This window comes from Pseudomonas trivialis (genome assembly GCF_001439805.1).
In the GTDB taxonomy this organism is placed as follows: domain Bacteria; phylum Pseudomonadota; class Gammaproteobacteria; order Pseudomonadales; family Pseudomonadaceae; genus Aquipseudomonas; species Aquipseudomonas trivialis.
Window position 1 is genome coordinate 40,594 of the sequence record NZ_JYLK01000016.1, and the last position, 26,183, is coordinate 66,776.

Below are 26,183 nucleotides of genomic sequence, written 5' to 3' on the forward strand. Positions count from 1 at the left end.
TTGCCTGTAAGCAGGTGAGACCTCGCCTGCGGGGCAGAGTTTAGACACGGGTTGGCAAGCGGCCTTCAGCCGCCGGACTTCCTGGCCTTGTAACCGAGCTTGATCAGCTCGGCCAACAGCAGTTCGACGTGATCGCCCTGGATCTCGATGACCCCGTCCTTCAATGCGCCGCCGGTGCCACAGCGCTTCTTCAGCGTGGTGGCAAGCTCCTTGAGCGCGTCTTCGGCCAGGGGCACGCCGGTGATGGTGGTCACCGTCTTGCCGCCACGGCCCTTGCTTTCGCGGCGCACGCGGGCAATGCCGTCACCTTCGGGGATCAGGGTCTGTTTGCAGGTACAGGCGTCCACGGGCTGACGACAGTCCGGGCAGTGTCGACCTGCGTCGGTGGAAAATACCAGGCCGCCGAGGGCGGCGAAGGATGCGGCTTTTTTGGCCACCGGCAATCCTCTTGGGAGGATGGAGACTGATCGACGTTCGCACCGGGCGAATATCGACCGCGAAGCCCCACTCAGGCAGGGGCAGCGCTACCGAATCGCCAAGGCGGTTCGGGTGAAAAGGCGCGCAGTGTAACGGCAAAAACGCAGCTTGCTAAGGGCCAAATGGCGCCAATTCATGCCGCTTTAGCGACGTGAAGCCAGATAGCGTCGCAAGCCCTCCTGGGCGTCCGGGCAGTAAGGCTTTTGCTCAGCCTCTGCGAGCACGGCGTCCAGGGGCAGAAAGCGCGCTTCCATGACCTCTTCGGGCTGCAGCAACAGCGGTCCGTCCCACACGGCGGAATAGGATGTGCACCACAGGCGGCTGTCGCCGTCCTCGAAGTAGAAGTGGTCATGTTCGACCAGCTCCACCCCGCTCACCCCAAGTTCTTCTGCAAGCTCGCGTGCGGCCGACACGGCGTAGCTTTCCCCGGCCGCCACCATGCCACCGGCTGCGGTGTCCCAGAACCCGGGATACAGCGCCTTGCTCAGGGTGCGCCGATGCACACACAGCTCGCCTTTGGTGTTGAACAGAAAGATGAACGTACAACGGCCGATAAGACCGCGCTGGCGAAGGTCGGAACGTACAAGATGGCCGAGCAGGTTGTCCTGCCCGTCCACCCAGCAGATCAATTCAGCATCCGAGGCCGCTCGGTGCGCGGCCTCTTTTTGAAGAGCGTCCATCATCAACCCTGATTGAGGAGCTGACGCAAATCGATCACTGCAGCGTTTGCTCGGGAAATGTAGTTGGCCATCACCAGCGAATGATTCGCCAGTACCCCGAAGCCACTGCCGTTAAGAATCATAGGACTCCACACCGGTTCCTGCGAGGCCTCCAGCTCACGAATGATCTGGCGCACGCTGACGGTGGCGTTTTTCTTGGCCAGCACGTCGGCAAAATCGACCTCAATGGCACGCAGCAGGTGGGACAGGGCCCAGGCCTGGCCGCGCGCTTCGTAGAACACGTTGTCGATCTGCATCCACGGGGTTTCCACCACTTCTTCATCGACCTGCGGCACTTCGCCCGGCGCCAGCGCCTCGGTTTTCAGCGCGGTGTTGAGTTTCACCCGGCCCACGCTGGCTGACAGGCGTTGCGACAGCGAGCCCAGGCGCGTGGCGACATCGCCCAGCCAGTTGTTGAGGTTGTCGGCCCGCGCATAAAACAGCGCGCCGCGCTGGTTAGGGTCGGACAGACGCGCTTCATAGCGGTTCAGGGAGTTGATGCCTTCCTGGTATTCCGACTCGCTGGAAGGCAGCACCCAGCTCTTGTTGTCGAAGTTGAAGCGCGGCTCGGCCTTGGCCAGGTCAGCGTCTTCGGCGGATTGGGACTGGGAGCGGGCAAAGTCCTTACGCAGGGCACGGGTCAGGTCACGCACCTGCACCAGCACGCCGTATTCCCAGCTCGGCATGTTGTCCATCCACAGGCCAGGCGGGAAACGGTCGTTGGAAATGTAACCGCCCGGCTTGTTCAGCAAGGTGCCGACCACGGTCTTGAGGGTTTCGACGGTGGTGTAGCCGATCACCATCTGCTTGCCTTCCTGCTCGGCGGCAAGCTGGGCATTCTGCTGCACCGGAAACAGCGCGGGCTCTTCGCTCCAGTACCAGCCCAGAGCGCCGGTGACCAACAGGTACAAGCCGAGCACACCCAGCACGGCGCGGCTCATCAGTACGCTACGAAAATAGCTGCGGTGGGTCGACTTGGGCTCAGGGGCGGGGCCTTTGGCACTGCCTGCGCGGTTTTTCCAGTCCAGCATGGCGATATCCTTTCAATCACTTGAGTTCATGCACTACAAAAGGCGGCGTGCGTTCAAATATTCCGACCACAACCCTAACCCATCGTGCCCGTCAGTGCGCAGGCTTTGCGCAAACTGGCGGTTGCCGGACGCTCGACTATAAAGGATGCACGCTTTTTTTTGCGCGACCCGACGGGCAGAACGGTGACCGAATATCAACCGTGCGCAGTTTATTGACATACGACACTCATCCGACCGAAAGAGGTGCTAGCATAGCGCCATCAGTCGACCTCAGCATGCAGCCTAACTAGTAGTCAGGATATGACCGAGTCAGAAGACCCCAGCCGTGAGCGTCTCAAGCACCATTTTGCCCAGCGGGTAATTCATCAGGCGCGTCAAATTCTCGAGATCTGGCAGCGCCTGCAACGCAGCGAATGGTCCGAGGCCGACTTTCGCGAACTCAGTGAGGCCAACCTGCGCCTGCTGCGCTTTGCCGAGCGTTTCGAACAGCCCGAACACAGCCAGCTGGCGCGGCATATTGGCGAATCGCTCAACGCGGTGGACGCCAATCGCGGTCGTCTGAGCAGCCACCTGATCACCGACCTCAACCGTCTGATGCAGCGCCTGTCGCGCACCGGTCTGCGTCAGGGCGACCAGTTGGAGCAAACCTTCCTGCCGCCGATGCGTAAACCGATCTACGTGATGCTGGCCGATCACGACCGCGCCGAACGCCTGGCCAAGCAGCTGGAATTCTTTGGCCTGAGCGCACAGTCCCTGGACAGCGTGGCGGCGTTTCGTTCGTCCATGGCCGAGCGCCTGCCATCGGCCTTGGTGATGGACGTGGACTTCTGCGGCGCAGGCCTGGGCCTCAAGCTCGCCGCCGAAGCGCAGGAGGGGCTGGAGCAGAAACTGCCACTGCTGTTTTTCAGCCTGCATGAAACCGACACCCCGACGCGCCTGGCGGCGGTGCGTGCCGGCGGCCAGGAGTTCCTCACCGGCACTCTCGAAGCGTCGAGCCTGTTGGAAAAGATCGAGGTGCTCACCTGCGTCGCCCAGTACGAGCCCTATAAAGTGCTGATCATCGACGACTCGCGGGCCCAGGCGCTGCACACCGAGCGGCTGCTCAACAGCGCCGGCATCGTCACCCGCACACTGATCGAGCCGATCCAGGCCATGGCCGAGCTGGCCGACTTCCAGCCCGACCTGATCATCCTCGACATGTACATGCCCGCCTGCACAGGCACCGAACTGGCCAAGGTCATCCGCCACAACGACCGCTACGTGAGCGTGCCGATCATCTACCTGTCAGCCGAAGACGACCTCGACAAGCAGCTGGACGCCATGAGCGAAGGCGGCGACGACTTTCTCACCAAGCCGATCAAGCCGCGCCACCTGATCACCACCGTGCGCAACCGCGCCGCCCGCGCCCGCAACCTCAAGGCGAGGATGGTGCGCGACAGCCTGACCGGGCTGTACAACCACACCCATATCCTGCAATTGCTCGAAGACTGCAGCTTCCGCGCGCGCCGCGAAAACAAGCCGCTGAGCTTTGCCATGCTCGACATCGACCACTTCAAGCGGGTCAATGACAGCCACGGCCACCCCATGGGCGACCGCGTAATCAAGAGCCTGGCGCTGTTTCTCAAGCAGCGCCTGCGCAAGACCGACTACATCGGACGCTACGGCGGCGAAGAGTTTGCCATCGTGATGCCCGACACCGACCTGGAATCGGCCAGCAAGGTGCTGGATGAAATTCGCGAGCGCTTTGCCGAAATCCACTACCCGGCCAAGCCGCAGGATTTGTGGTGCACCTTCAGCGCGGGACTGGTGGAGCTGTGCGACGATTCCGACAGCCTGATGATGGCCGCCCAGGCCGACGAAGCGCTGTACCGCGCCAAGCACGCCGGGCGCAATCGCGTACATGCCGCACACGCGCCGAATCAAAGTGCCATCTTTTCACCGGAATCGACTGATTCCGTCATAAGGATGTAATGGAAACGCAATAACTTCAGGCGCTTACCTTTGCTGTCGGTAGAAACCCCGCATGCGCCTGAAGCTGCTGACCAATCTCAATACCCTGCTGCTGGTGGCCGTGTGCCTGGCGCTGGGGGCGACGCTGTGGTGGTCGCAACGCGCACTGGAGCGCCCCTATTTGCTCATGGAGCGCTACCTGGGCCTGGCGCAAACGTTCCAGAACCAGGCCGCGCGCAATATCGACGACTACCTGGCCAGCGGCGATGCCCTGCGCCTGAGCAGCGCCAGCCAGAGCCTGGAAACCCTGTTGCAGCAGCTCGACGAATTGCCCGCCGAACTTGCGCAAAACCTGCGCCCCAGCCTGACCAACCTGGAAGCCTTCAGCAGAACCGACCTGCTGGCCGCTGGCAAACTGGCCGGCGACCCGCAGGCGCTGTTGCTGCAAGCCGAGCGCGAATTGGGCGCCAACCTTGACCAGCTCAGCCAGTACGCCAGCGGCATAAACTCGGCAGACGCCACCCGCTACCTGCCACCGCTGCTGGCGGCATCGCAACACCTGGGCCGGTTATCCCTGGCCCGCGACAAGCTGGTGAGCAGCGGGCGCGCGGAACTGGCCGACGATGTAGAACGCGAAGTCAGCAATATGCGCACCCAGGCCGAGGTGCTGGAACACTTGCCGCTGCTGGGCGTCAAGGCCAGCGCCGACTCCAATACCGACGATTTTTCAGCGCTGATGGGTTTGGAAAACACCACGAAGACCGAAGCCCAAGACACCGGCGTCGACCTCAAGCGTGAACTCAACAGCCTGCTCACCCGCTACCCCGCCGAACTCAAACGCACCCGCGAACAGATCCAGCAACGCACCGACCTCAGCGCCGCCACCCACCTGAAAATCGCCGCCGTGCAGCAGGCCATTGCCGGACTGGAACCGGTGGTGCGCGCCCAGCACGGCAAGATCCAGGGCGAAGTGCGCCTGATGCAAGGGCTGATGATCGGCCTGATCCTGCTGATTGCGCTGCTGATCGACACCCTGCAACGGCATCTGGCGCGCAAGCTGACCAGCCTGGCCCCGGCCCTGTCGACTTGGGCCGAAGGCGACTTCAGCCAGCCGATTGCCCTGGGCAGGACCAACCGCGAATTGCATGACATCGAAGCGTCTCTCAACCGTCTGCGCACGTATCTGGTGGAACTGGTGGGCACCATTCGCGGCAATGCCGAAGCGGTGGCCGGCACCAGCCGCACCCTGGCCGAACTGAGCAGCGGCCTGCACGACGGCGCCGAACGCCAGGCCGGGGACACCGCGCAGATTCGCGATTCGCTGGGCGAACTGGAGGCGACCATCCAGCAGGTTGCCGGCGATGCCAGCCAGGCCGCCGGCGCCAGTCGCAGCGCCGGCCAGGCGGTGGAACAGGGCCAGCGCGTGATCGGCCTGAGCCTGACCGGGCTGCGTGCGCTGGTGGGCGAGGTGCAGCAGAACGCGCAGATGATCGAAAAGCTCGCGGAAGAATCGGCCACCATTGGCGGCGTGCTCACGGTAATCCGCTCGATTGCCGAACAGACCAACCTGCTGGCGCTCAATGCAGCGATCGAAGCCGCCCGTGCCGGTGAGGCCGGTCGCGGGTTCGCCGTGGTCGCCGACGAAGTGCGCTCCCTCGCCCAGCGCACGGCCGGCGCCACCGCGCAGATCCAGAGCCTGATCGCCAGCCTGCAGACCGCGGCCCATCAGTCGGTGCAAGGCATGCGCGCCCAGGTCGAACACGCCGAGGCCACCGCCCAGCAAGCCCAGGCGGCGGATGGTGCGCTGGATGAGATCGTCGAGGCGATCCAGACCATTTCCGAGACGGCGGTGCGCATTGCCGAGGTGACCGCGCAACAAAGTGGCGCGGTGAGTGAGATACGCGACAACAGCGAGCGGATTCACCAACTGGGTGAGAACAATCTGCTGCGTATCGGCCAGGGCCGCAGCCAGGGCGAGCACTTGCTGGTGCTCGGCGGGCAACTGAACACGGCGGTCAAAGCCTTCCGCGTCTAACCTGCCCAGTACAGATCCAGAACTCAATGGAGACAGTGTCACCAATGACTGGATTCAAACTCCCAGTCACAAATTTTTCGCTATCCTCGCTAATCGTGCTGCCTACTGCATAGAACTGGACAGTCACAAAGGCTTTGCGGCATAGTCGCCGGGTTCTGCCGTACCCACATCAATAACAAGGAACAGCCGATGGCGACCTTTCTGGTTCTTCACGGACCCAACCTGAACCTGCTTGGCACCCGCGAACCGGGCGTCTACGGGGCAGTCACCCTGGACCAGATCAACCTCGACCTGGAACGCAGGGCCCGTGAAGCCGGCCACCATTTGCTCTACCTGCAAAGCAATGCCGAGTACGAACTGATTGATCGCATCCATGCCGCGCGTGGCGAAGGCGTGGACTTTATCCTGATCAATCCCGCCGCGTTTACGCACACAAGTGTTGCATTACGTGACGCGCTGCTGGCGGTGAGCATCCCATTCATCGAAGTGCATTTGTCGAACGTGCACAAACGCGAAGCTTTCCGCCATCACTCCTACTTCTCCGATGTAGCGGTAGGTGTGATCTGCGGCCTTGGCGCCAGCGGTTACCGGCTGGCCCTGGAGGCCGCCCTGGAACAACTTGAACAACCGGCCAAGCGCCCCTGACCGACCCTTGGGAGTTGATGATTCATGGATATCCGTAAAGTCAAGAAACTGATCGAACTGCTGGAAGAATCCGGTATCGACGAGCTGGAAATCAAGGAAGGCGAAGAGTCCGTACGGATCAGCCGTCACAGCAAGACCCCGGCCCAACAGTTCTACGCGCCGCAAATGCAAGCGCCGGCGCCGGCCGCTGCTGCTCCGGCCGCCGCACCTGCTGCCGCCGCTGCGCCTGCCGCACCGGCAGAGCCTGTGCTGAACGGCTTCGTGGTTAAGTCGCCAATGGTCGGTACCTTCTACCGCACCCCGGCACCGACCTCGCCAGCCTTCGTTGAAGTCGGCAAGACCGTGAAAGTGGGCGACACCATCTGCATCGTTGAAGCGATGAAGATGATGAACCACATCACCGCTGAAAAAGCCGGCGTCATTGAATCCATCCTGGTAGAAAACGGTCAGCCGGTTGAGTACGACCAGCCGCTGTTCACCATCGTTTGAACCGCGGAGCGCCTTCGATGTTGAAACCTGCGAAGAAACTGCAAAAAGTCCTGATCGCCAACCGCGGCGAGATCGCGCTGCGTATCCTGCGCGCCTGTAAGGAAGAGGGCATCAAGACCGTCGCTGTTTACTCGACGGCCGATACCGAATTGATGCACGTGAAACTGGCGGACGAAAGCATCTGCATCGGCCCGCCACTGGCCACGAACTCGTACCTGAAAGTCTCGAACATCATCGCGGCCGCTGAAGTGACCGGCGCTGATGGCATCCACCCGGGCTACGGCTTCCTCGCGGAAAACGCCGACTTCGCCGAGCAGGTGGAGAAGTCCGGGTTTGCCTTCATCGGTCCGAAAGCCGACACCATTCGCCTGATGGGTGACAAGGTATCGGCCAAGGACGCCATGATCGCGGCCGGCGTGCCAACCGTTCCAGGCTCCGACGGCCCGCTGCCGGAAGACGAGGCAACCGCCCTGCGCATTGGTCGCGAAGTCGGTTACCCGGTGATCATCAAAGCCGCCGGCGGCGGTGGTGGTCGCGGCATGCGCGTGGTGCACAAGGAAGAAGACCTGATCGAAGCCGCCAAGCAGACCCGCTCTGAAGCGGGCGCCTGGTTCGGCAACCCGATGGTCTATCTGGAGAAATACCTGACCAACCCACGTCACGTGGAAGTGCAGGTATTGTCCGACGGCCAGGGCCATGCCATCCACCTGGGCGACCGCGATTGCTCGCTGCAACGTCGTCACCAGAAGGTCCTGGAAGAGGCCCCGGCACCGGGCCTGGACGAAAAAGCCCGCCAGGAAGTACTGGCTCGCTGCGTCAAGGCGTGCATCGACATCAACTACCGTGGCGCCGGTACGTTCGAGTTCCTCTACGAGAACGGCCGCTTCTACTTCATCGAGATGAACACGCGCGTGCAGGTAGAGCACCCGGTATCGGAGATGGTCACCGGTATCGACATCGTCAAGGAGATGCTGAGCATCGCCGCCGGCAACGTGTTGTCCTTCACCCAGGACGACGTGAAGATGCATGGTCACTCCCTGGAGTGCCGCATCAACGCCGAAGACCCGAAAACCTTTATCCCAAGCCCTGGCCTGGTCAAGCATTTCCACGCGCCCGGCGGCAACGGCGTCCGTGTGGATTCGCACCTGTACAGCGGCTACAAGGTTCCGTCCAACTACGACTCGCTGATCGGCAAGCTGATCACCTGGGGCGCCACCCGCGACGAGGCCATGGCCCGCATGCGTAACGCCCTGGACGAAATCGTGGTCGACGGCATCAAGACCAACATCCCGCTGCACCGGGACCTGGTGCGTGATGAAGGCTTCTGCGAAGGGGGTGTGAACATTCACTACCTGGAACACAAGCTGGCCAACCAGTAAGCGCTCCACCCAACAAAGCCGCCTTCGGGCGGTTTTGTTGTTTTTGAGGGTTGGCAAAATACCTGTGCCGAGCGGGCTTGTTGTGGCGAGCGGGCTTGCCCCGCGTTGGAGTGCGAAGCACTCCCAATAGGACATTCCCGGTTTGCCTGCCTAACCGAGAGTGCCGATTTCAGGGCCACTTCGCGCCCCAACGCGGGGCAAGCCCGCTCGCCACAAGCCCTGCTCTCGCGTAAACTTGCGCGCTTTCGCAGCCCCCTCCCCGCTGCACACTCATTTTTCCAAAGGTGCCCGCCATGCCTTGGCTGCAAGTCCGTCTCGCCATCAGCCCAGAACAAGCCGAAACCTACGAAGACGCGTTCCTTGAAGTGGGTGCCGTGTCGGTGACCTTCATGGACGCCGAAGACCAGCCGATCTTCGAACCCGAACTCAACACCACCCCGCTGTGGTCACACACCCATTTGCTGGCGCTGTTCGAAGACGGCACCGATGCCGCCGCCGTGCTGGCCCATATGGAACTGCTCACCGGCGGCCCGCTGCCCGAGCATCACAGCGAGGTGATCGAGGACCAGGACTGGGAGCGCAGCTGGATGGACAACTTCCAGCCGATGCGTTTTGGCCAGCGCCTGTGGATCGTGCCGAGCTGGCATGCCGCGCCTGAACCCGATGCGGTCAACCTGCTGCTGGACCCGGGCCTGGCGTTCGGCACCGGCACCCACCCCACCACCGCGCTGTGTCTGGAATGGCTGGACGGCCAGGATTTGACCGACTGCAACGTGCTGGACTTCGGCTGTGGCTCGGGAATCCTGGCCATTGCCGCACTGTTGCTGGGCGCCAGGGAGGCCGTGGGCACCGATATCGACGTGCAGGCGCTGGAAGCTTCGCGCGACAACGCCGGACGCAACCACATTGCCGAAGGCAAATTCCCGCTGTACCTGCCCCAGGACCTGCCGCAGGTGCAGGCCGATGTGCTGGTGGCCAATATCCTCGCCGGGCCGCTGGTTGCCCTGGCGCCGCAGTTGTCGAGTCTGGTCAAACCTGGCGGGCGCCTGGCGCTGTCGGGCATCCTCGCCGAGCAGGGCGAAGACGTTGCCGCCGCTTACGCGAAGGATTTTGAGCTGGATCCGATCGCCAACCGCGATGGCTGGGTACGCATCAGCGGACGTCGGCGCTAGAATGAGCGCTTGCCTGAATCGGATGGCCGCATGACCGACAGTTTCGTCACCCAGTGCCCGCATTGCCAATCGCGCTTTCGCGTCAACCACGCTCAATTGAGCGCGGCGCGCGGCGTGGTGCGTTGCGGCTCGTGCCTTCAGGTCTTCAACGCCCTGCGCCAACTGCTCGAGCAGCGCGCCGAGGCCGGCGACGCCGACCTGCCGGTGGCCGTTGAACCGCCGCCCGAGTCACCGCGCGCCATCAGCCAGAAACAGTGGAACGCCGAAGAGCTGGACCTGGACAACCTGGACCTGGACGAAGAGCTGGCCAAGCTGGAACAGCGCGAAAAACCGCTGGGCGCGGAGCGCCGTCACGCCGGTTCCGACCGTCGGCAAAAAGAAGATGCCCTCAGCGCCAGCCGCGACAATGTGAAGGCCGAGGAAGAAAAATGGGCCGCCAGCCTGTTCAGCGAACCGCCACAGGAACGCACCCCGGTGGTCGACGAGCCCGCTGAGCCGAGCGGCGCCCGGCAGCGCACCGAGCCGTCCATGTCGCGGCGCGCCGAGACAATCGACGACGAGCCCGCCCTGGAGGATGAAAATCCCGACCCGCCGTTCACGCTCCTGACCCACGCCGCCGAGCCGCAGGAACAACGCCCGCCGCTGCGCCGCAAGCGCCCGCGCGCCGAAACCCGTGTTCACGACGAACAACTGCTGGACCTGGAAGACGATCCGCTGCACCTGTACGCGCAGAAACGCGCATCGACACCGGGCCGTCGCCTGCTGTGGATTCTGCTGGTGCTGATCGCCGCTGCCGGCCTCGCCGGGCAGTTCATCGCCTACCAGTTCGACGATCTTGCGCGCCAGGACGCGTACCGCCCGTGGTTCCAGCAAGTGTGCCCCGTGCTTGGCTGCAAAGTGCCATCGCGGGTCGATATTGCACACATCAAGAGCAGCAACCTGGTGGTGCGCAGCCACCCTGAATTTGCCGGCGCGCTGGTGGTGGATGCGATCATCTACAACCGTGCGACGTTCTCCCAACCCTTCCCCTTGCTGGAACTGCGCTTCGCCGACATGAACGGCGGCCTGATCGCCAGTCGTCGCTTCAAGCCCGCCGAATACCTGAGCGGCGAGCTGGCCGGAGTGAGCGAAATGCCATCACAAACGCCGATCCACATCTCGCTGGATATCCTCGACCCCGGCAACAAAGCCGTAAATTACAGCCTGAGCTTTCATTCGCCCGAGTGAAACGGCCCGCTCTGCGGGGCTTTGGTGGCAGATTCCTGCCAGAATCGCCGGTTACCGAACCGACGGCGATAAAGAAATAACTGTTCAGATTTTATCCAATTCAGCCTTTATCCAGTCATCGAGAGCGGGTATCATGCCAACCCTTTTTCGAACTCTAATGATCCGGCCCCACAACAGGGAAGTCCTATGTCGGCGGTACGCATCGGCCCATACACATTGCAGAACGGCTTGATCCTCGCCCCGATGGCGGGCGTCACCGACCAGCCCTTTCGTCAGCTGTGCAAACGTTTGGGTGCGGGTCTTGTAGTCTCGGAAATGGTCACCAGCGACATGAGCTTGTGGAACACCCGCAAATCGCGGATGCGCATGATCCACGAAGGCGATCCCGAGCCCCGCTCGGTACAGATCGCCGGGGGTGATGCGCAGATGCTGGCGGACGCGGCCCGGGCCAATGTGGAGCTGGGTGCACAGATCATTGATATCAACATGGGCTGCCCGGCCAAGAAGGTCTGCAACAAGGCCGCCGGTTCCGCGCTGTTGAAGGATGAGCAGTTGGTTGCCGAGATCCTGCAGGCCGTTGTGGCCGCAGTCGATGTGCCGGTAACCCTGAAGATCCGTACCGGCTGGGACCGGGACAACAAGAACGGCCTGACGGTGGCGAAGATTGCCGAACAGGCAGGCATTACAGCGCTGGCGGTGCATGGTCGCACCCGCGCCGATCTGTACACAGGTGCTGCCGAGTACGACACCATTGCCGCGATCAAGCAGGCGGTGTCGATGCCGGTGTTTGCCAATGGCGATATCGACTCGGCCGAGAAAGCCCGGCGCGTGCTGCACGCCACCGGCGCAGATGGCCTGTTGATTGGCCGGGCCGCCCAGGGGCGGCCATGGATCTTTCGTGAGATCGAGCATTTCCTGCGCACTGGCGAGGTATTGCCGGCGCCGGAGTTGCCCGAGGTGGAACGTATTCTGCTAGAGCATCTGGCGGCCCTTCACACGTTTTACGGCGATGTGATGGGCGTGCGTATTGCTCGCAAGCATGTGGGTTGGTATCTCGCAACCCTGCCAGGCGCCAGGGAGTTTCGCGCCGGGTTCAATCGTTTGGATGAAACGCAAGCACAGGTCACCGCCGTTCGTGAGTTCTTTATCGAGCGAGACAAGAGCCTGAGAGCAGGGGACGGAGAATGGGTGGCCGCATGACGATGATGACCGAGACTTTAGTGAGTGGAACAGCACCCGTGAGCGACAACGTCAATTTGAAACAGCACCTGAACACGCCGAGCGAAGAAGGCCAGACCCTTCGCGGGAGTGTGGAGAAGGCGCTGCACAATTATTTCGCCCACCTTGAGGGCGCTTCCGTCACGGACGTGTACAACCTGGTGCTTTCCGAAGTCGAGGCGCCCTTGCTCGAAAGCGTGATGAACTACGTCAAGGGCAACCAGACCAAAGCCAGTGAGCTGCTCGGTCTCAACCGTGGCACCTTGCGCAAAAAGCTCAAGCAGTACGATTTGCTGTAAGCATTCAATCAAACCAGAAAGGCGCCCGCGTAGAACCGGTCGCCTTTTTTGCTGACTCCTTTGCTTTTGATGGAAATTGAAATGACCGACCAGACTACCCGCCTGCCGATCCGCCGCGCCTTGATCAGTGTTTCCGACAAGACCGGGATCCTCGAATTTGCCCGGGAGCTGGAAGCCCTGGGCGTGGAAATCCTCTCCACGGGCGGGACCTTCAAACTGCTGCAGGACAACGGCGTGGCCGCAGTGGAAGTGGCGGACTACACCGGTTTCGCGGAAATGATGGACGGTCGGGTCAAGACTCTGCACCCGAAAATTCACGGCGGCATCCTCGGCCGTCGCGGTATCGACGACGCCATCATGAGCGAACACGGCATCAAGCCGATCGACCTGGTGGCTGTCAACCTCTACCCGTTCGAAGCCACCATCAACAAGCCAGGCTGCGACCTGCCGACCGCCATCGAAAACATCGACATCGGCGGCCCGACCATGGTCCGCTCGGCGGCCAAGAACCATAAAGACGTGGCCATCGTGGTCAATGCCGGCGACTACGCCCAGGTGCTCGAAGGCCTCAAGGCCGGTGGTCTGACCTACGCCCAGCGCTTCGACCTGATGCTCAAGGCGTTCGAACACACCGCGGCCTACGACGGCATGATCGCCAACTACATGGGCACCGTGAATCAGGCCGCCGACACCCTGAGCACCGAAAACCGCAGCCAGTTTCCGCGCACCTTCAACAGCCAGTTCATCAAGGCCCAGGAAATGCGCTACGGCGAGAACCCGCACCAGAGCGCGGCGTTCTACGTGGAAGCCAAGCCTGCCGAAGTCGGCATCGCCACCGCGACCCAGCTGCAAGGTAAAGAGCTGTCCTACAACAACGTGGCCGACACCGACGCCGCGCTGGAATGCGTGAAGAGCTTCGTCAAGCCGGCCTGCGTGATCGTCAAGCATGCCAACCCGTGCGGCGTGGCGGTGAGCCCTGACGCGGAAGGCGGGATTCGCCAGGCCTACGAACTGGCCTATGCCACCGACACCGAGTCCGCCTTCGGCGGCATCATCGCCTTCAACCGTGAGCTGGACGCCGAAACCGCCAGGGCCATCGTCGAGCGTCAGTTCGTCGAAGTGATCATCGCCCCAAGCGTCAGCGCAGAAGCGCGCGCCATCGTCGCAGGCAAAGCCAACGTGCGCCTGCTGGCGTGCGGCGAATGGTCGGCCGAGCGTGCCGCTGCCTGGGACTACAAGCGCGTCAATGGCGGCCTGCTGGTGCAGAGCCGCGACATCGGCATGATCGGCAGTGACGACCTGAAGGTAGTGACCCAACGCGCGCCGACCGAGCAGGAAATCAACGACCTGATCTTTGCCTGGAAAGTGGCCAAGTACGTTAAATCCAACGCCATCGTCTATGCGAAGAACCGCCAGACCATCGGTGTCGGCGCCGGCCAGATGAGCCGCGTGAACTCGGCACGCATTGCCGCGATCAAGGCTGAGCATGCCGGTTTGCAGGTAGTGGGTTCGGTGATGGCCTCCGACGCGTTCTTCCCGTTCCGCGATGGCCTGGATAACGCCGCCAAGGCAGGCGTAACCGCCGTGATCCAACCGGGCGGCTCGATGCGTGATGCCGAAGTGATCGCCGCTGCGGATGAGGCCGGTATCGCCATGGTCTTCACCGGCATGCGCCATTTCCGTCACTGATCCAACTTGATCGAAATGTGAGAGGGGGCTTGCTCCCGATGGCGGTATTTCAGCAGGCGATTATTTGACTGATAGACCGCTATCGGGAGCAAGCCCCCTCCCACATAAAGCGCTCTTGCGGCGCCCAACAGAATTTGCGTCATCCGAGGTTTTTGAAATGAATGTTTTGATCATTGGCAGCGGTGGCCGTGAACACGCCCTGGCCTGGAAAGTTGCCCAGGACCCACGCGTCCAGAAGGTTTTCGTAGCACCCGGCAACGCCGGTACCGCCATTGAAGCCAAGTGCGAGAACGTCGCCATCGACGTGCTGGCGCTTGAGCAGTTGGCCGACTTCGCTGAAAAGAATGTGTCCCTGACCATCGTCGGCCCGGAAGTGCCACTGGTGGCAGGCGTGGTGGATCTGTTCCGCAGCCGTGGCCTGGATTGCTTCGGCCCCACCGCTGGCGCCGCGCAGCTGGAAGGCTCGAAAGCCTTCACCAAGGATTTCCTGGCGCGTCACAAGATCCCGACCGCCGACTACCAGAACTTCACCGAGATCGAGCCGGCCCTGGCTTACCTGCGTGAAAAAGGCGCGCCCATCGTGATCAAGGCCGATGGCCTGGCCGCCGGTAAAGGCGTGATCGTCGCCATGACCCTGCAGGAAGCCGAAGACGCGGTACGCGACATGCTCGCCGGCAATGCCTTTGGTGATGCCGGTTCCAGAGTAGTCATCGAAGAGTTCCTCGACGGTGAAGAAGCCAGCTTTATCGTGATGGTCGACGGCAAGAACGTGCTGCCGATGGCCACCAGCCAGGACCACAAGCGCGTCGGCAACGGCGACAGCGGTCCCAACACCGGCGGCATGGGCGCCTACTCCCCTGCCCCGGTGGTCACCAGCGACGTGCATCAGCGCGTCATGGACCTGGTGATCTGGCCGACCGTGCGCGGCATGGCCGACGAAGGCAACGTCTACACCGGCTTCCTGTACGCGGGCCTGATGATCGACAAGGCCGGCAATCCGAAAGTCATCGAGTTCAACTGCCGCTTTGGCGACCCGGAAACCCAGCCGGTGATGCTGCGCCTGCAGTCGAGCCTGGTGCTGCTGGTGGAAGCCGCCCTGGCCCAGGCCCTGGACAAGGTGGAAGCGCAGTGGGACCCGCGCCCGAGCGTCGGAATTGTGCTGGCTGCCGGGGGTTACCCCGCCGACTATGCCAAGGGCGATGCAATTGAAGGTCTCGAAGACGCTGCTACGCTGGAAGGCAAGGTGTTCCATGCGGGCACCTCGCTCAAGGATGGCAAGGTCGTTACCGCCGGTGGCCGCGTGTTGTGCGCCACCGCGATGGGCATCAGTGTCGACGCCGCGCAGCAACAGGCGTACCGGCTGGCCGCGAAGATCGATTGGAACGGCTGTTTTTACCGCACGGACATCGGCTACCGCGCCATTGCCCGTGAACGTGGCGAGAACGCGTAGCAGCTATCCGTTCGGTCAGGTGAGGGCCTGCGGCCCTTGCCGTACTCATGCCTCCCCGCGCATAGTTCACCCGTGCATCAACCTACGAAGGGATTTCGCCTTGCGCTGGCTCAGGATCGCCATAGGTTTCACTGTCAGTCTGCTGACATTGCTCTGCTTGTTCCCGGCCCAGGCGGCCGCACAAGGCAGTGGTTGGGCGATATTGCTCGACGAACAGGCTGACCTGCAACTGAGCGACATACGGTCCCCGCGCTACACCAATCAATTCAGCCCCACCGAACTGGACCGCATCACCGCTGCCCCGCCGGACGGTGCATTGTGGGTACGCTTCAAGCTGCAACCCGGCAAGCACGAGCAACTGCTGCGGGTATTCGCCCCCGACCTGTCGCACCTGAGCCTGTATGTGCTGGACGGTGACACCCTGGTCGAACAGCAGAACACCGGCACCCGCCAGCCGCAGGCGGACCGTCCACTGCCCAGCAGTGATTTCATGCTGCCGATGCCCCAGAGCCAGAAGCCTCTTGAGGTCTACCTGCGCCTGGTGTCGGAACACGAGCTGCGCCCCTACATCACCCTGGAGCCGGCGGTACTGGCCGCCGCCAACCAGAACCAGACGCTGGTCTACGGCCTGCTCTTCGGCGTGCTGGCGATGCTGATCCTGCATAACCTCACACGTTTCGCCTATCACCGCTCGCGCAGCAGCCTGTGGCTGGCGGCCTGCGAAGTGCTGCTGATGCTCAGCCTGGCGCTGCTGCTCAATCTGGTGGGGCCGTGGCTGCCCAACTGGCACGCGGTCCAGACCCCCGGCGCCTACCTGGCCCTGTTGCTCACCGCGCCCTGCGGGCTGATGTACGCCTACCGTTTCTTCATGCCGCTGGGGCCGCATCCGCTGAACAAGCTGTTGATGGCCGATATCCTCGTGATCGTGCTGTGCGGCCTGTTGCTGCTGTTCGTCAACACCCTGCCGCTGAACATCATCACCTACGCCCTGGTGGCCCTGGCCGGCCTGAGCATGCTGTTCGTCTCGGCCTGTCACTGGCAAAAAGGCTACCGCCCGGCGCGTCTGTTCGTGGCGGCGATGGTGGTGTTCAACATCGGCACGCTGATCATCCTGCCCGCCCTGCTCGGCCTGACGCTGGTGGCACCGCAGGGGCTGATCGTGACGCTGCTCGGTTTTATCTGCCTGAGCGGCCTGCTGATGAGCCTGGCCCTGGGTGAACGCCAGCGCGCCATAGTCGAAACCCGCTTCAGCCTCAGCCGCGACCTGGCCGCAAGCAACGCCGAAATCGCCGCCAAGGCCGAGTTCCTGGCGAAGATCAGCCACGAAATCCGCACCCCCATGAACGGCGTGCTGGGCATGACCGAGTTGCTGCTGGGCACGCCGCTGTCGGTCAAGCAGCGCGACTATGTGCAGACCATCCACAGCGCGGGTAACGAACTCCTCACGCTGATCAACGAAATTCTCGACATTTCCAATCTCGAGTCCGGACAGATCGAGCTCGATGACGTGCAGTTCGACCTCAACGCACTGATCGACGACTGCCTGAGCATCTTCCGCGCCAAGGCCGAACAGCAGAACGTCGAGCTGATCAGCTTTATTCAGCCCCAGGTCCCCCGCGTCATCAGCGGCGACCCCACGCGCCTGCGCCAGGCGATGCTGAGCCTGTTGGAAAACGCCCTGCAGAAAACCGACGAAGGTGAAGTGCTGATCGTGATCGCGCTGGAAGACCGCAACACCCAGCCACGCTTGCGCATTGCCGTGCAGGACAGCGGCCTGCCGATGGACGCCGCCGAACGCGACGCCCTGCTGCACAGCGAACTGCACAGCAAGAATTTCGTGTCGGCCACGCGCCTGAGCGGCCACTTGGGTCTGGTGATCGCGCGCCAGTTGATCCTGTTGATGAACGGCGAGTTCGGCATCAAGAGCGGCACGCATCAGGGCAGCACCTTGTGGCTGACTCTGCCGCTGGACCCGCAGCGCCTGGAACACCCGACCTGCGACCTCGACGGCCCCCTGCAGGATGCACGCGTGCTGGTGGTGGACGACAACGACACCTGCCGCAAGGTGCTGGTGCAGCAATGCAGCGCCTGGGGCCTGAATGTCAGCGCCGTGTCGTCCGGCAAGGAAGCGCTGGCGCTGCTGCGCACCAAGGCGCACCTGCGCGATTACTTCGACATTGTGCTGCTGGACCAGAACATGCCCGGCATGACCGGCATGCAGCTCGCGGCGAAGATCAAGGAAGACCCGAGCCTGAACCACGACATCCTGTTGATCATGCTCACCGGCATCAGCAACGCGCCGAGCAAGGTCATCGCGCGCAACAGCGGGATCAAGCGCATCCTCGCCAAACCGGTAGCCGGCTACACGCTCAAGACCACCCTGGCCGACGAACTGACCCAGCGCAACAAAGGCAACGTGCAGCCACGCGCGCACCTCAGCGCACCGGCTGCGATCACCGTGCCGGCAGACTTCCGCATCCTCGTGGCCGAAGACAACAGCATCTCCACCAAGGTGATTCGCGGCATGCTCGGCAAGCTCAACCTTGACCCGGACACTGCCAGCAACGGCGAAGAAGCCCTGCAAGCGATGAAGGCCCAGCGCTACGACCTGGTGCTGATGGACTGCGAGATGCCGGTGCTTGATGGCTTCTCCGCCACCCAGCAGTTACGCGCATGGGAAGTCAGCCACCAGCGGATCCGCACCCCGGTGGTGGCGCTGACCGCGCATATTCTTTCGGAACACAAGGAACGCGCACGCCAGGCCGGAATGGACGGGCACATGGCCAAGCCGGTGGAGTTGTCGCAGTTGCGTGAGCTGGTGGAGTTCTGGGTGGCGCAGCGCCAACAGCGCCCGGAACACGAGCCCTCCTGACGTCAACTGCGCCGTCTTGCAGCAACCTCCAGCTTCCGTGGCGAGCGGGCTTGCCCCGCGTTGGGCTGCGCAGCAGCCCCAAAACCATGTTCTGCGTAGTTTCAGGTACACCGCGTGTTCTTTGATTGGGGGCGCTTCGCGTCCCAACGCGGGGCAAGCCCGCTCGCCACAGGGGCCCCGGTTTGCTGCGCGACAGCGCTAGTTGATCTCCCACGCGTGATAAATGCCTCAGATGCGGTATCTGGCGATAGCCGACTGCACCTTGTCCCCCGCGCTCTCGCGCATCAGCTGGATGGTTTTCTCGTTGACCAGCGAGGTATTGAGCACCAGGCACGTCTGCCCGCTGAAGGCCTCGAACGACGAACTGTCCCACTCCAGAAACGGCAGCACCACCTGTTTGCTCACGCCCTGGCTGCTGTAGGTCACCAGCACCATCATCACTTCGCCGTTGGTTTCGGTGCAGGAGGCCACACCAAAGTCACCGCCCTGCTGCAGCGTGCTGTTGCGCTTGAACAGCTCGAACGAGGCGGGTTGCTGCTTCATGGCCTCCAGCGCATCCGCCGCCAGCTTGGGCAAGGCCGCCAGCACTGGCCCGGCCAGCGCGGTCGAAGCGAACATCGCGGCAATCATGTTCAGCACCGCCAGTTGCACCGTCAGGCCCTTGCCGCTGCTGGACACCCGCTCGAAGCTGCTGCGCATCGGCAGCCAGCCCAGGCTGATCATCACCTTGATGAATTCGTCGTACCACGCCTCGGTGCCGCGATGAACCTTCAACACATCGCTGACATAACTGCTGGCCAGCAGGTAACTTTTGCGAATGTATTCGCGGCTCAGGCCGGACAGGCCCTCGGCAAACGAGATCACGCTGTTATTGACCACCGCCGCATTCGAATCGTCGTCGGGATCGGGGGCCGACAAAGCCTGCGCACCGGACGCCGCCGGCAGTTTGTAGGCCGCAATCAACTTGCGCCTTTTTGTACTGTTGATCCTTCTATGATGTCGCTCCATGTTCAGCTCTCCACAAGCACCCCACATTGGGGCTGCCTTCACCCTAGTCCAGTGGCGGGCGCGCTTGCCAGACGACACTTATCCCTTGCTGGCGCGCACGGGGGAGACGCCGCCCAGCCATTGCTGGGCGCGGCACCAGGGGGTACGGATTTCTTCGATTGAAAAAGAAAAAGCCCCGACTAACCGCAGGTAAACCCCAGGATTAATCGGCGCTTTCCCACGGTGTCAGGTGTTGGGTTTGTCGCCGTACCAGCGCGGCGTGTACACCCATTCACCGCCACCGGCACGCGGGAATGTGCAGGTGGTGGACGAGCCGATCAGCACCATGGTGCGCATGTCCACCTGCTCGGGCGTGAGTTGCCCCAGCGTGGTGACGCGCAGGGTCTGGCCCGGTCGCCCGATATCGCGGCCAAGCACCACCGGTGTTTCGGGCCTGCGGTGCTGCGCGACGATTTCCAGCGCTCGCCCCAGTTGCCACGGCCGAGCACGGGAGATCGGGTTGTAGAACGCCAGCGCCAGGTCGGCCTGGGACGCGAGGTCCAGGCGTTTTTCGATGATCGACCAGGGTTTGAGGTTGTCCGACAGCGACATCATGCAGAAGTCGTGACCCAGCGGCGCGCCGGCCTGGGCGGCGGTCGCCAGCGACGCAGACACCCCCGGCAGGATCTGCAGGTCGACCTGATGCCACATCGGGTCGCTGGATTCGTGCAGCGCCTCGATCACCGCCGCCGCCATCGCAAATACGCCCGGATCGCCGGACGACACCACCACCACCGAACGGCCTTGCACGGCCAGTTCGAAAGCGTGACGCGCACGCTGCATTTCTTCGCGGTTGTCGGTGCAATGCTGCACCTGATCATCGCGGAACGGCCCGGCCATGCGCACATAGGTTTCATAGCCCAGCACATCGGTGCAACGCGCCAGTTCGGCCTTCACCGCCGGCACCATCAACTCGGCGGCGCCGGGGCCCAGGCCGATGACTGCGAGGCGACCACGCACGCGGCCAACCTGGGACAGGTCCAGCGGCTGCTCGGCTACATCGATCACGATATCGGCGTCCGGGCTGACGCTGGCGAACCGCAGCGGCACCGCCAACAGCGTTGCGGCTTCGTGCAGCGACGCGTCCGCCATCTGCGTGTCACTGGCCAACAGGCAGGCCAGCGATTGCAGCGCGATGCCAGACTGGTCCAACGCTGCGCGCACCCGCTCGGCCAACTGCGCGCCCGGTTTGCAGGTGACGCTCACATTTTTCGGGTAAATCAGCAGTTCATTGGCCGCAGGCGCGCGCGCGGCGCTGCCCACGTGAATCGCCAACCGCGCCTGCTGATCCTGGGGCAGATTCGCCTCGTTCAACCACGGCGCCGCCCCTTCGATGCGCACATGTTCGCCGGCCAGCAGATCGCTGACAAAGCGCTTGCCCAGCTCCAGGTCCCCCAGCTCATAACCCTGGGGCGGGTTGAGCAGGCAGGTGCCGAAACGCAGCTCGCCACTGGTGGTGATCGCCGCCGCCACGTTCAAAGCCGCCGCGATCTCGCGCGCCATGACATTCACGCCGCCCAGGCCACCGAGCAGCGGCACCACCGCACTGCCGTCCTCGGCCACCGCCAGCACGGCGGGCTCTTCGCCCTTTTCCAACAACAGCGGCGCCAGGGTGCGAATCACAATGCCGGCGGCGCACAGGGCAATCAGCGGCGTGCCCTGCTGGTACAGCTGGCGCAGCGTGGCGCCGAATTCGCTGTAATTTACGTCCGCGCCTTCGACCCGTCCGGCCAGGCCGTGGATCAACGCGCCGGGATAAACCTGCTGAATACGGCGCGCGGTGGCGAGGCTGCCCTGGCCGAGGATGACGATCGCGGGATTGATCACCCTTGCCACCGTTCACCAGGCACGATGATCAGCGAGAAATACGGCGACGACATCGGCACCACCTGATCCAGCGGCACGATTTTCTGATTGGCCATGGTTGCGCGCTCCACATACAGCGCACGGTCGGCAAGCCCCAGCTCTTCCAGCACCTGGCGCACCTTGGGGAAATTGCGGCCCAGCTTCATGATCACTGCCGCGTCGGCATCGGCCAGACGGCGCTTGAGGTCGTCATGGGGCAATACGCCCGACAGCACCGACAGGCTCTGGTTGCGGTACACCAATGGCGCGCCGAGCACCGAAGCGCCACCGAGCATTGAGCACACGCCGGGGATGACCTGCGCGTCGTAGCGCTCGGCCAGGCGGTCGTGCAGGTACATATAGGAGCCGTAGAAGAACGGGTCGCCCTCGCAGATCACCGCCACATCGCGGCCGGCGTCCAGATGCGCCGCCACGTGCAGGCTGGCGGTGTCGTAGAAATCGCTGATCACCTGTTCGTAGGACAGCGGTGCCGGCAGTGCTTCGGTGGTCACCGGGTACACCAGCGGCATCAGCGTCTGCTGAGGCACCAGGTGATCCTCGATGATGCTGAACGCGTTGCCCTTCTTGCCCTTGGCCACGAAGTACGCCACCACCGGGGATTCGCGCAGCAGGCGCAGCGCCTTCACGGTGATCAGCTCAGGGTCGCCGGGGCCGACGCCCAGGCCGATCAAGCGTCCGCGTGCCGGCATCACTCCACCTCCGTGGCAAGCGCATTGACGGCGGCGGCGGCCATGGCGCTGCCGCCGAGGCGACCCTGCATGATCACGAAGGGCACGCCACGGCTGTCGGCGGCAAGCATCGCCTTGGATTCGGCGGCGCCGACGAAGCCGACAGGGAAGCCGAGGATCAGCGCCGGTTTCGGCGCGCCGGCATCGAGCATCTCCAGCAGGTAAAACAGTGCGGTCGGTGCGTTGCCGATCACCACCACACTGCCTTCCAGGTGCGGGCGCCACAGCTCCAGCGCGGCGGCAGAGCGGGTGTTGCCCAAGTCGCGCGCCAACTGCGGCACGCTGTCGTCACGCAGGGTGCAGATCACCTGATTGTTGGCCGGCAGGCGCGTGCGGGTCACGCCTTCGCTGACCATCCGCGCGTCACACAGGATCGGCGCGCCGGCCGCCAGCGCATCGCGCCCGGCCTTGCCCGCACCTTCGGAGAACTGCAGGCCGTCGATGGCGCCGACCATGCCGCACGCATGAATCACCCGCACCGCGAGTTTTTCCAGGTCGGCCGGGATGCGCTCCAGGTTGGCTTCCGCGCGAATGATGGCGAAGGAGTTGCGATAGATCTCCTGACCGTCGCGGATGTAATCAATCATCGGTGTTGCTCCGTGGACGAGCGCGCAGCACGGCGCCCGCCGCTTCAATGGAAAGGTTGCGCGCGTGCAGCCGGCCGAAACCCGGCTGGGCTGCATCGCGAAAATAGAGGTCGTAGTGGCCGGGGCTCACCGCCAGCAAGGTGACTGGCGCGGTGTGCGCAGCGGCGCAGGAGCGCGAGCAGCCGGACAGGTGCACGTCATGGCCGGGCGGCAGGCCGAGGGCGTCGGCCTTGGTGTCGGCCAGGCCCTTGGCGCAGCCGTTGGAACCGGTGCAGGCGATCACGCGGGCCAGGGGGGCGTCGGCCGAGCAGAGGAAGCCCAGTTGCGCCAAACCGGCTGTCACCACTTCAGGCTGGGTGAGGTTGGGCAGCAGCACGCCTTGCCAGGGGGTGACCCGCAAGGTGCCGTCGCCGTGTTCGCGGGCCAGTTGCGCGGCGCCGTGGAGCATCGTCGAATCCAGGCGACCCAGGGGGGCAACGACGGCAACGTAGCAGCGGTTTTTTTGAAGCTGTGGATAACTGCCCAAATGCAGCACAGCGCCAACGGCCGGGCGCTTGAATCTCTCCGCCGACAGCAGAGGCAGGCTCAGGCGGCCCAATAGGTTATCCACAGCCAGATGACGCATGCGCGTTTGCTGCGGCGTCGCGAGGTCGAGAAACGCTTCGAGCACCGCGACAACCAGCGCGTGACCTTGCTCAAGAGGCACCGCTCCCACCGGCGCATCCAGCCCTGGGCACCCGGCCAAGCCGAACGCCAGCAAGGTATCACCGCCGTGTTCAAACGCCGACAGCCACACGTCGTGAGGGTGTTCGAGCATCGCCAGGGCCTCGCCGCCGTCCAGTTGCACGGCGAACTTGGCCGACAGCTCATGAAAGCGCGGATGGTTTTCCAGCGTGGCGAGGATCTGCGCGGCCAGCGGGCGGGTGTCGAACAGCATCTGCGGGTCGATGCCGGCACTGGGGCTGAGCATCAGGTTGCGCACGTCGTCACCCGCTGCATTATTCGGCCCAAGGCCTGCAGCCAGCAGGGCCGCGATCAAGGCGTCCTGCTCGGGGCCGATCCCGCGAATCTGCAGGTTGGCGCGGTTGGTCGCCTCGATCACGCCGCCCGCGTAAGCCTGGGCCGCGTCCGCCACGGCGTGGGCCTGGGTGGCGGTGATCGAGCCGCCGGCCAGTTTGATCCGGCAGATGCCGCCATCCAGCGCCTGGACGATACGCAGCAACCCCGGACAAGCCGAGGGGCGCATGGTGTTCAGGGCGGGCGATGGGTTCACGGGGCTACCGGTTGACGGGTAAAGGCGCGGTATTATGCCTGCTTTGTCCGACGGCATGAAAAGCCTGCCCGTCGGATGTCGCGCAAGGAATGGATATGTCGCCCTGGCTGACGGTTGTAGGCATCGGTGAAGACGGCTTCAAGGGGCTGGGCAAAAACGCCCGGCACGCCCTGTTGCGCGCCACGCGGATTATAGGTGCTCAGCGCCAGTTGGACCTGCTGCCGGTGTGTATTCGCGGCGAACGGCAGCTGTGGCCGAGCCCGTTTACGTTGGCGCCGGTGCTGGCAAGCCGCGGGGAACCGGTGTGCGTGCTGGCCAGCGGCGATCCGATGTTCTACGGCGTGGGGGCCAGTCTGGCGCGACAGGTGGCGGCTGAGGAGCTGTCGGTTTTGCCGGCACCGTCGTCGGTGTCGCTGGCGGCGGCGCGGCTGGGCTGGCCGTTGCAGGACGTGGTGACGTTATCCGTGGTGGCACGGCCACTGGCGGCGCTCAACGCGCATCTGGCCAGCGGCATACGTTTGCTGGTGTTGAGCAACGACGGCAGCAGCCCTGGGTTGATCGCCGCGTTGTTGGCGCAGGCCGGGTTTGGGCAGAGCCGGCTGAGCGTCTTTGAACACCTGGGTGGCGCGGATGAGCGACGCATTGATGGGCTGGCGCAATCGTGGGCGTTCGCCAAGGTCGCCGATTTGAACCTGGTCGCCATCGACTGCCAGGCGAACAGCAACACACCTCGCCTGTCACGCCTTGCCGGCCTGCCGGACTCGGCGTTCCAGCACGACGGTCAACTGACCAAGCGTGACGTGCGCGCCATGACCCTCGCGCGCCTCGCGCCGATGCCCGGCGAACTGTTGTGGGACGTGGGCGCGGGCAGCGGCTCCATCGGCATCGAATGGATGCGCACGCACCCGAGCTGCCGCGCGTTGGCGATTGAAGCCGATAGCGCTCGCCAGGGCCTGATCGAACACAACCGTGATGCCCTTGGCGTGCCCGGTTTGCAGCTGATTCGCGGCAAGGCGCCCGAGATTTTGCAGGGGTTGGAGACACCGGACGCGATCTTCATCGGCGGCGGCGTCACCCGCGAGGGCGTGCTGGAAACCTGCTGGCAGCAATTGCGCCCAGGCGGGCGGCTGGTCGCCAACGCAGTAACTCTGCAAAGCGAAATGACCCTGATGAACTGGCGCGCCCGGCATGGCGGCGAACTCACGCGCATCCACGTGGCCCAGGCGCAGCCGTTGGGGGAGTTTGATACGTGGCGCCAGGCGTTGCCGATCACCCTGCTGGACCTGGTCAAACCGTTATGAAGCGGATTTTGCTGCTGGGCGGAGTGACCGAGGCGCTGGCCATCGCGCGGACGCTGGGGCCGCAGCATATCTACAGCCTGGCGGGGGTTGGGCGCGTGCCCACCGACCTGACCTGCCAGGTGCGCGTGGGCGGTTATGGCGGTGCGGACGGCCTGGCGCAGTTTGTTCGCGCTGAAGGCGTCAGCCTGATTCTTGATGCGACCCACCCGTATGCGGCGCAGATCAGCCACAATGCGGCCCAGGCGGCGCGCGCCTGCAGGGTGCCGTGCTGGGCACTGCGGCGTCCGGCCTGGCAGCCGCAGCCCGGGGACGACTGGCGCGAAGTCAGTGACTGGACGCAGTTGGTTGAAGCGTTGAAACCGTTCAAACGACCGTTGTTCACCCTGGGCCGCGAGCCGTTGCAGCACCTCGACGAAATCCCCGACCACCAGTTCTGGACCCTGCGCGCGCTGGAGATGTACCCGGGCAATGAGCGCTGCGAAGTGATCGGCGCGCGCGGGCCGTTTCTGCTGGAGGATGAGCGTCAGTTGTTTGCGCGCCAGCGAATTGATGTGCTGATCAGCAAAAACAGTGGCAGCACGGCCACCGAGCCCAAGCTGGAGGTGGCGCGGGAAAGGGGGGTGCCGGTGTTGGTGCTGAGGCGGCCGGTGCTGGCAACCGTAGACCTGGAACTATTGTCGCCTGAAGAAACACTCATCGCGTTGGCAAATTTCATTCGATAAGTCAGAA

Annotated in this window: 21 protein-coding genes and 1 pseudogene; 14 read left to right on the plus strand and 8 right to left on the minus strand. The window is 63.6% G+C overall.

Annotated features, from left to right (window positions below):
* Positions 1–65 precede the first annotated feature (65 nt).
* The 3 genes from TU79_RS20350 to TU79_RS20360 form a co-directional block, all read right to left on the minus strand.
* Entirely contained in the window at positions 66–437 is a 372-nt protein-coding gene (locus TU79_RS20350; RefSeq protein ID WP_057009681.1) for a translation initiation factor Sui1, read from the minus strand.
* 183 nt (positions 438–620) lie between these two features.
* The gene (locus TU79_RS20355) at positions 621–1,157 is read right to left on the minus strand and encodes an NUDIX hydrolase (protein ID WP_057009682.1); all 537 of its coding nucleotides are present in this window, start codon (positions 1,155–1,157) and stop codon (positions 621–623) included.
* 2 nt (positions 1,158–1,159) lie between these two features.
* Positions 1,160–2,137, minus strand: coding sequence for a DUF2333 family protein (locus TU79_RS20360; RefSeq protein ID WP_414896187.1), 978 nt, complete (start codon positions 2,135–2,137; stop codon positions 1,160–1,162).
* A gap of 390 nt (positions 2,138–2,527) precedes the next feature.
* Here TU79_RS20360 and TU79_RS20365 point away from each other — a divergent pair, with 390 nt between their 5' ends.
* The 12 genes and pseudogenes from TU79_RS20365 (at position 2,528) to TU79_RS20420 (ending at position 18,652) form a co-directional block, all read left to right on the plus strand.
* Positions 2,528–4,198 carry a response regulator gene (locus TU79_RS20365; protein WP_057009684.1) on the plus strand — a complete coding sequence of 557 codons (1,671 nt, stop codon included), beginning with the start codon at positions 2,528–2,530 and terminating at the stop codon, positions 4,196–4,198.
* Positions 4,199–5,696: 1,498 nt separating this feature from the next.
* Positions 5,697–6,212: pseudogene (locus tag TU79_RS27025) on the plus strand (methyl-accepting chemotaxis protein); the annotation flags it as partial.
* 189 nt (positions 6,213–6,401) lie between these two features.
* Positions 6,402–6,857 (plus strand): type II 3-dehydroquinate dehydratase, encoded by a 456-nt coding sequence (gene aroQ, locus TU79_RS20375; RefSeq protein WP_015373673.1) that lies wholly within the window; start codon positions 6,402–6,404, stop codon positions 6,855–6,857.
* Between the two features lie 24 nt (positions 6,858–6,881).
* Entirely contained in the window at positions 6,882–7,346 is a 465-nt protein-coding gene (accB, locus tag TU79_RS20380; RefSeq protein ID WP_057009686.1) for an acetyl-CoA carboxylase biotin carboxyl carrier protein, read from the plus strand.
* A gap of 17 nt (positions 7,347–7,363) precedes the next feature.
* On the plus strand, positions 7,364–8,725 hold the full coding sequence (accC, locus tag TU79_RS20385; protein ID WP_057009687.1) for an acetyl-CoA carboxylase biotin carboxylase subunit: 1,362 nt from the start codon (positions 7,364–7,366) through the stop codon (positions 8,723–8,725).
* Between the two features lie 293 nt (positions 8,726–9,018).
* On the plus strand, positions 9,019–9,897 hold the full coding sequence (gene prmA / locus TU79_RS20390) for a 50S ribosomal protein L11 methyltransferase (RefSeq protein ID WP_057009688.1): 879 nt from the start codon (positions 9,019–9,021) through the stop codon (positions 9,895–9,897).
* Between the two features lie 30 nt (positions 9,898–9,927).
* Entirely contained in the window at positions 9,928–11,124 is a 1,197-nt protein-coding gene (locus TU79_RS20395; RefSeq protein WP_057009689.1) for a DUF3426 domain-containing protein, read from the plus strand.
* Between the two features lie 186 nt (positions 11,125–11,310).
* Complete coding sequence (gene dusB / locus TU79_RS20400) at positions 11,311–12,324, plus strand: tRNA dihydrouridine synthase DusB (RefSeq protein ID WP_057009690.1); 1,014 nt, start codon at positions 11,311–11,313, stop codon at positions 12,322–12,324.
* Entirely contained in the window at positions 12,321–12,641 is a 321-nt protein-coding gene (gene fis, locus TU79_RS20405; protein ID WP_003221275.1) for a DNA-binding transcriptional regulator Fis, read from the plus strand. The genes dusB and fis overlap by 4 nt, the downstream gene beginning before the upstream one ends.
* Positions 12,642–12,722: 81 nt before the next feature.
* A complete protein-coding gene (gene purH, locus TU79_RS20410) occupies positions 12,723–14,330 on the plus strand; it encodes a bifunctional phosphoribosylaminoimidazolecarboxamide formyltransferase/IMP cyclohydrolase (protein ID WP_057009691.1) in 1,608 nt (535 codons plus the stop codon).
* Between the two features lie 157 nt (positions 14,331–14,487).
* Complete coding sequence (gene purD, locus TU79_RS20415; RefSeq protein WP_057009692.1) at positions 14,488–15,780, plus strand: phosphoribosylamine--glycine ligase; 1,293 nt, start codon at positions 14,488–14,490, stop codon at positions 15,778–15,780.
* Between the two features lie 100 nt (positions 15,781–15,880).
* A complete protein-coding gene (locus TU79_RS20420) occupies positions 15,881–18,652 on the plus strand; it encodes a hybrid sensor histidine kinase/response regulator (protein WP_057009693.1) in 2,772 nt (923 codons plus the stop codon).
* 228 nt (positions 18,653–18,880) lie between these two features.
* Here TU79_RS20420 and TU79_RS20425 read toward each other — a convergent pair whose 3' ends face one another.
* From TU79_RS20425 to cobG, 5 genes are all read right to left on the minus strand, one after another.
* The gene (locus tag TU79_RS20425; RefSeq protein ID WP_057009694.1) at positions 18,881–19,660 is read right to left on the minus strand and encodes a hypothetical protein; all 780 of its coding nucleotides are present in this window, start codon (positions 19,658–19,660) and stop codon (positions 18,881–18,883) included.
* A gap of 225 nt (positions 19,661–19,885) precedes the next feature.
* Positions 19,886–21,523: a precorrin-3B C(17)-methyltransferase gene (gene cobJ, locus TU79_RS20430; protein WP_057009757.1), complete on the minus strand. Its 1,638-nt coding sequence runs from the start codon at positions 21,521–21,523 to the stop codon at positions 19,886–19,888.
* Positions 21,523–22,254, minus strand: a complete 732-nt coding sequence (locus TU79_RS20435; protein WP_057009695.1) for a precorrin-2 C(20)-methyltransferase — start codon at positions 22,252–22,254, stop codon at positions 21,523–21,525. Before TU79_RS20435 ends, cobJ begins: the two co-directional genes overlap by 1 nt.
* Positions 22,254–22,880, minus strand: a complete 627-nt coding sequence (locus TU79_RS20440) for a precorrin-8X methylmutase (RefSeq protein WP_057009696.1) — start codon at positions 22,878–22,880, stop codon at positions 22,254–22,256. The genes TU79_RS20435 and TU79_RS20440 overlap by 1 nt, the downstream gene beginning before the upstream one ends.
* Positions 22,873–24,210, minus strand: coding sequence for a precorrin-3B synthase (gene cobG, locus TU79_RS20445; RefSeq protein ID WP_057009697.1), 1,338 nt, complete (start codon positions 24,208–24,210; stop codon positions 22,873–22,875). The genes TU79_RS20440 and cobG overlap by 8 nt, the downstream gene beginning before the upstream one ends.
* A gap of 38 nt (positions 24,211–24,248) precedes the next feature.
* On the opposite strand from cobG, the gene TU79_RS20450 reads away from it, so the two are divergent.
* Both TU79_RS20450 and TU79_RS20455 read left to right on the plus strand, forming a co-directional pair.
* Positions 24,249–25,454 carry a bifunctional cobalt-precorrin-7 (C(5))-methyltransferase/cobalt-precorrin-6B (C(15))-methyltransferase gene (locus TU79_RS20450; protein ID WP_057009698.1) on the plus strand — a complete coding sequence of 402 codons (1,206 nt, stop codon included), beginning with the start codon at positions 24,249–24,251 and terminating at the stop codon, positions 25,452–25,454.
* Entirely contained in the window at positions 25,451–26,176 is a 726-nt protein-coding gene (locus TU79_RS20455) for a cobalt-precorrin-6A reductase (RefSeq protein WP_057009699.1), read from the plus strand. Before TU79_RS20450 ends, TU79_RS20455 begins: the two co-directional genes overlap by 4 nt.
* Positions 26,177–26,183: the final 7 nt, after the last annotated feature.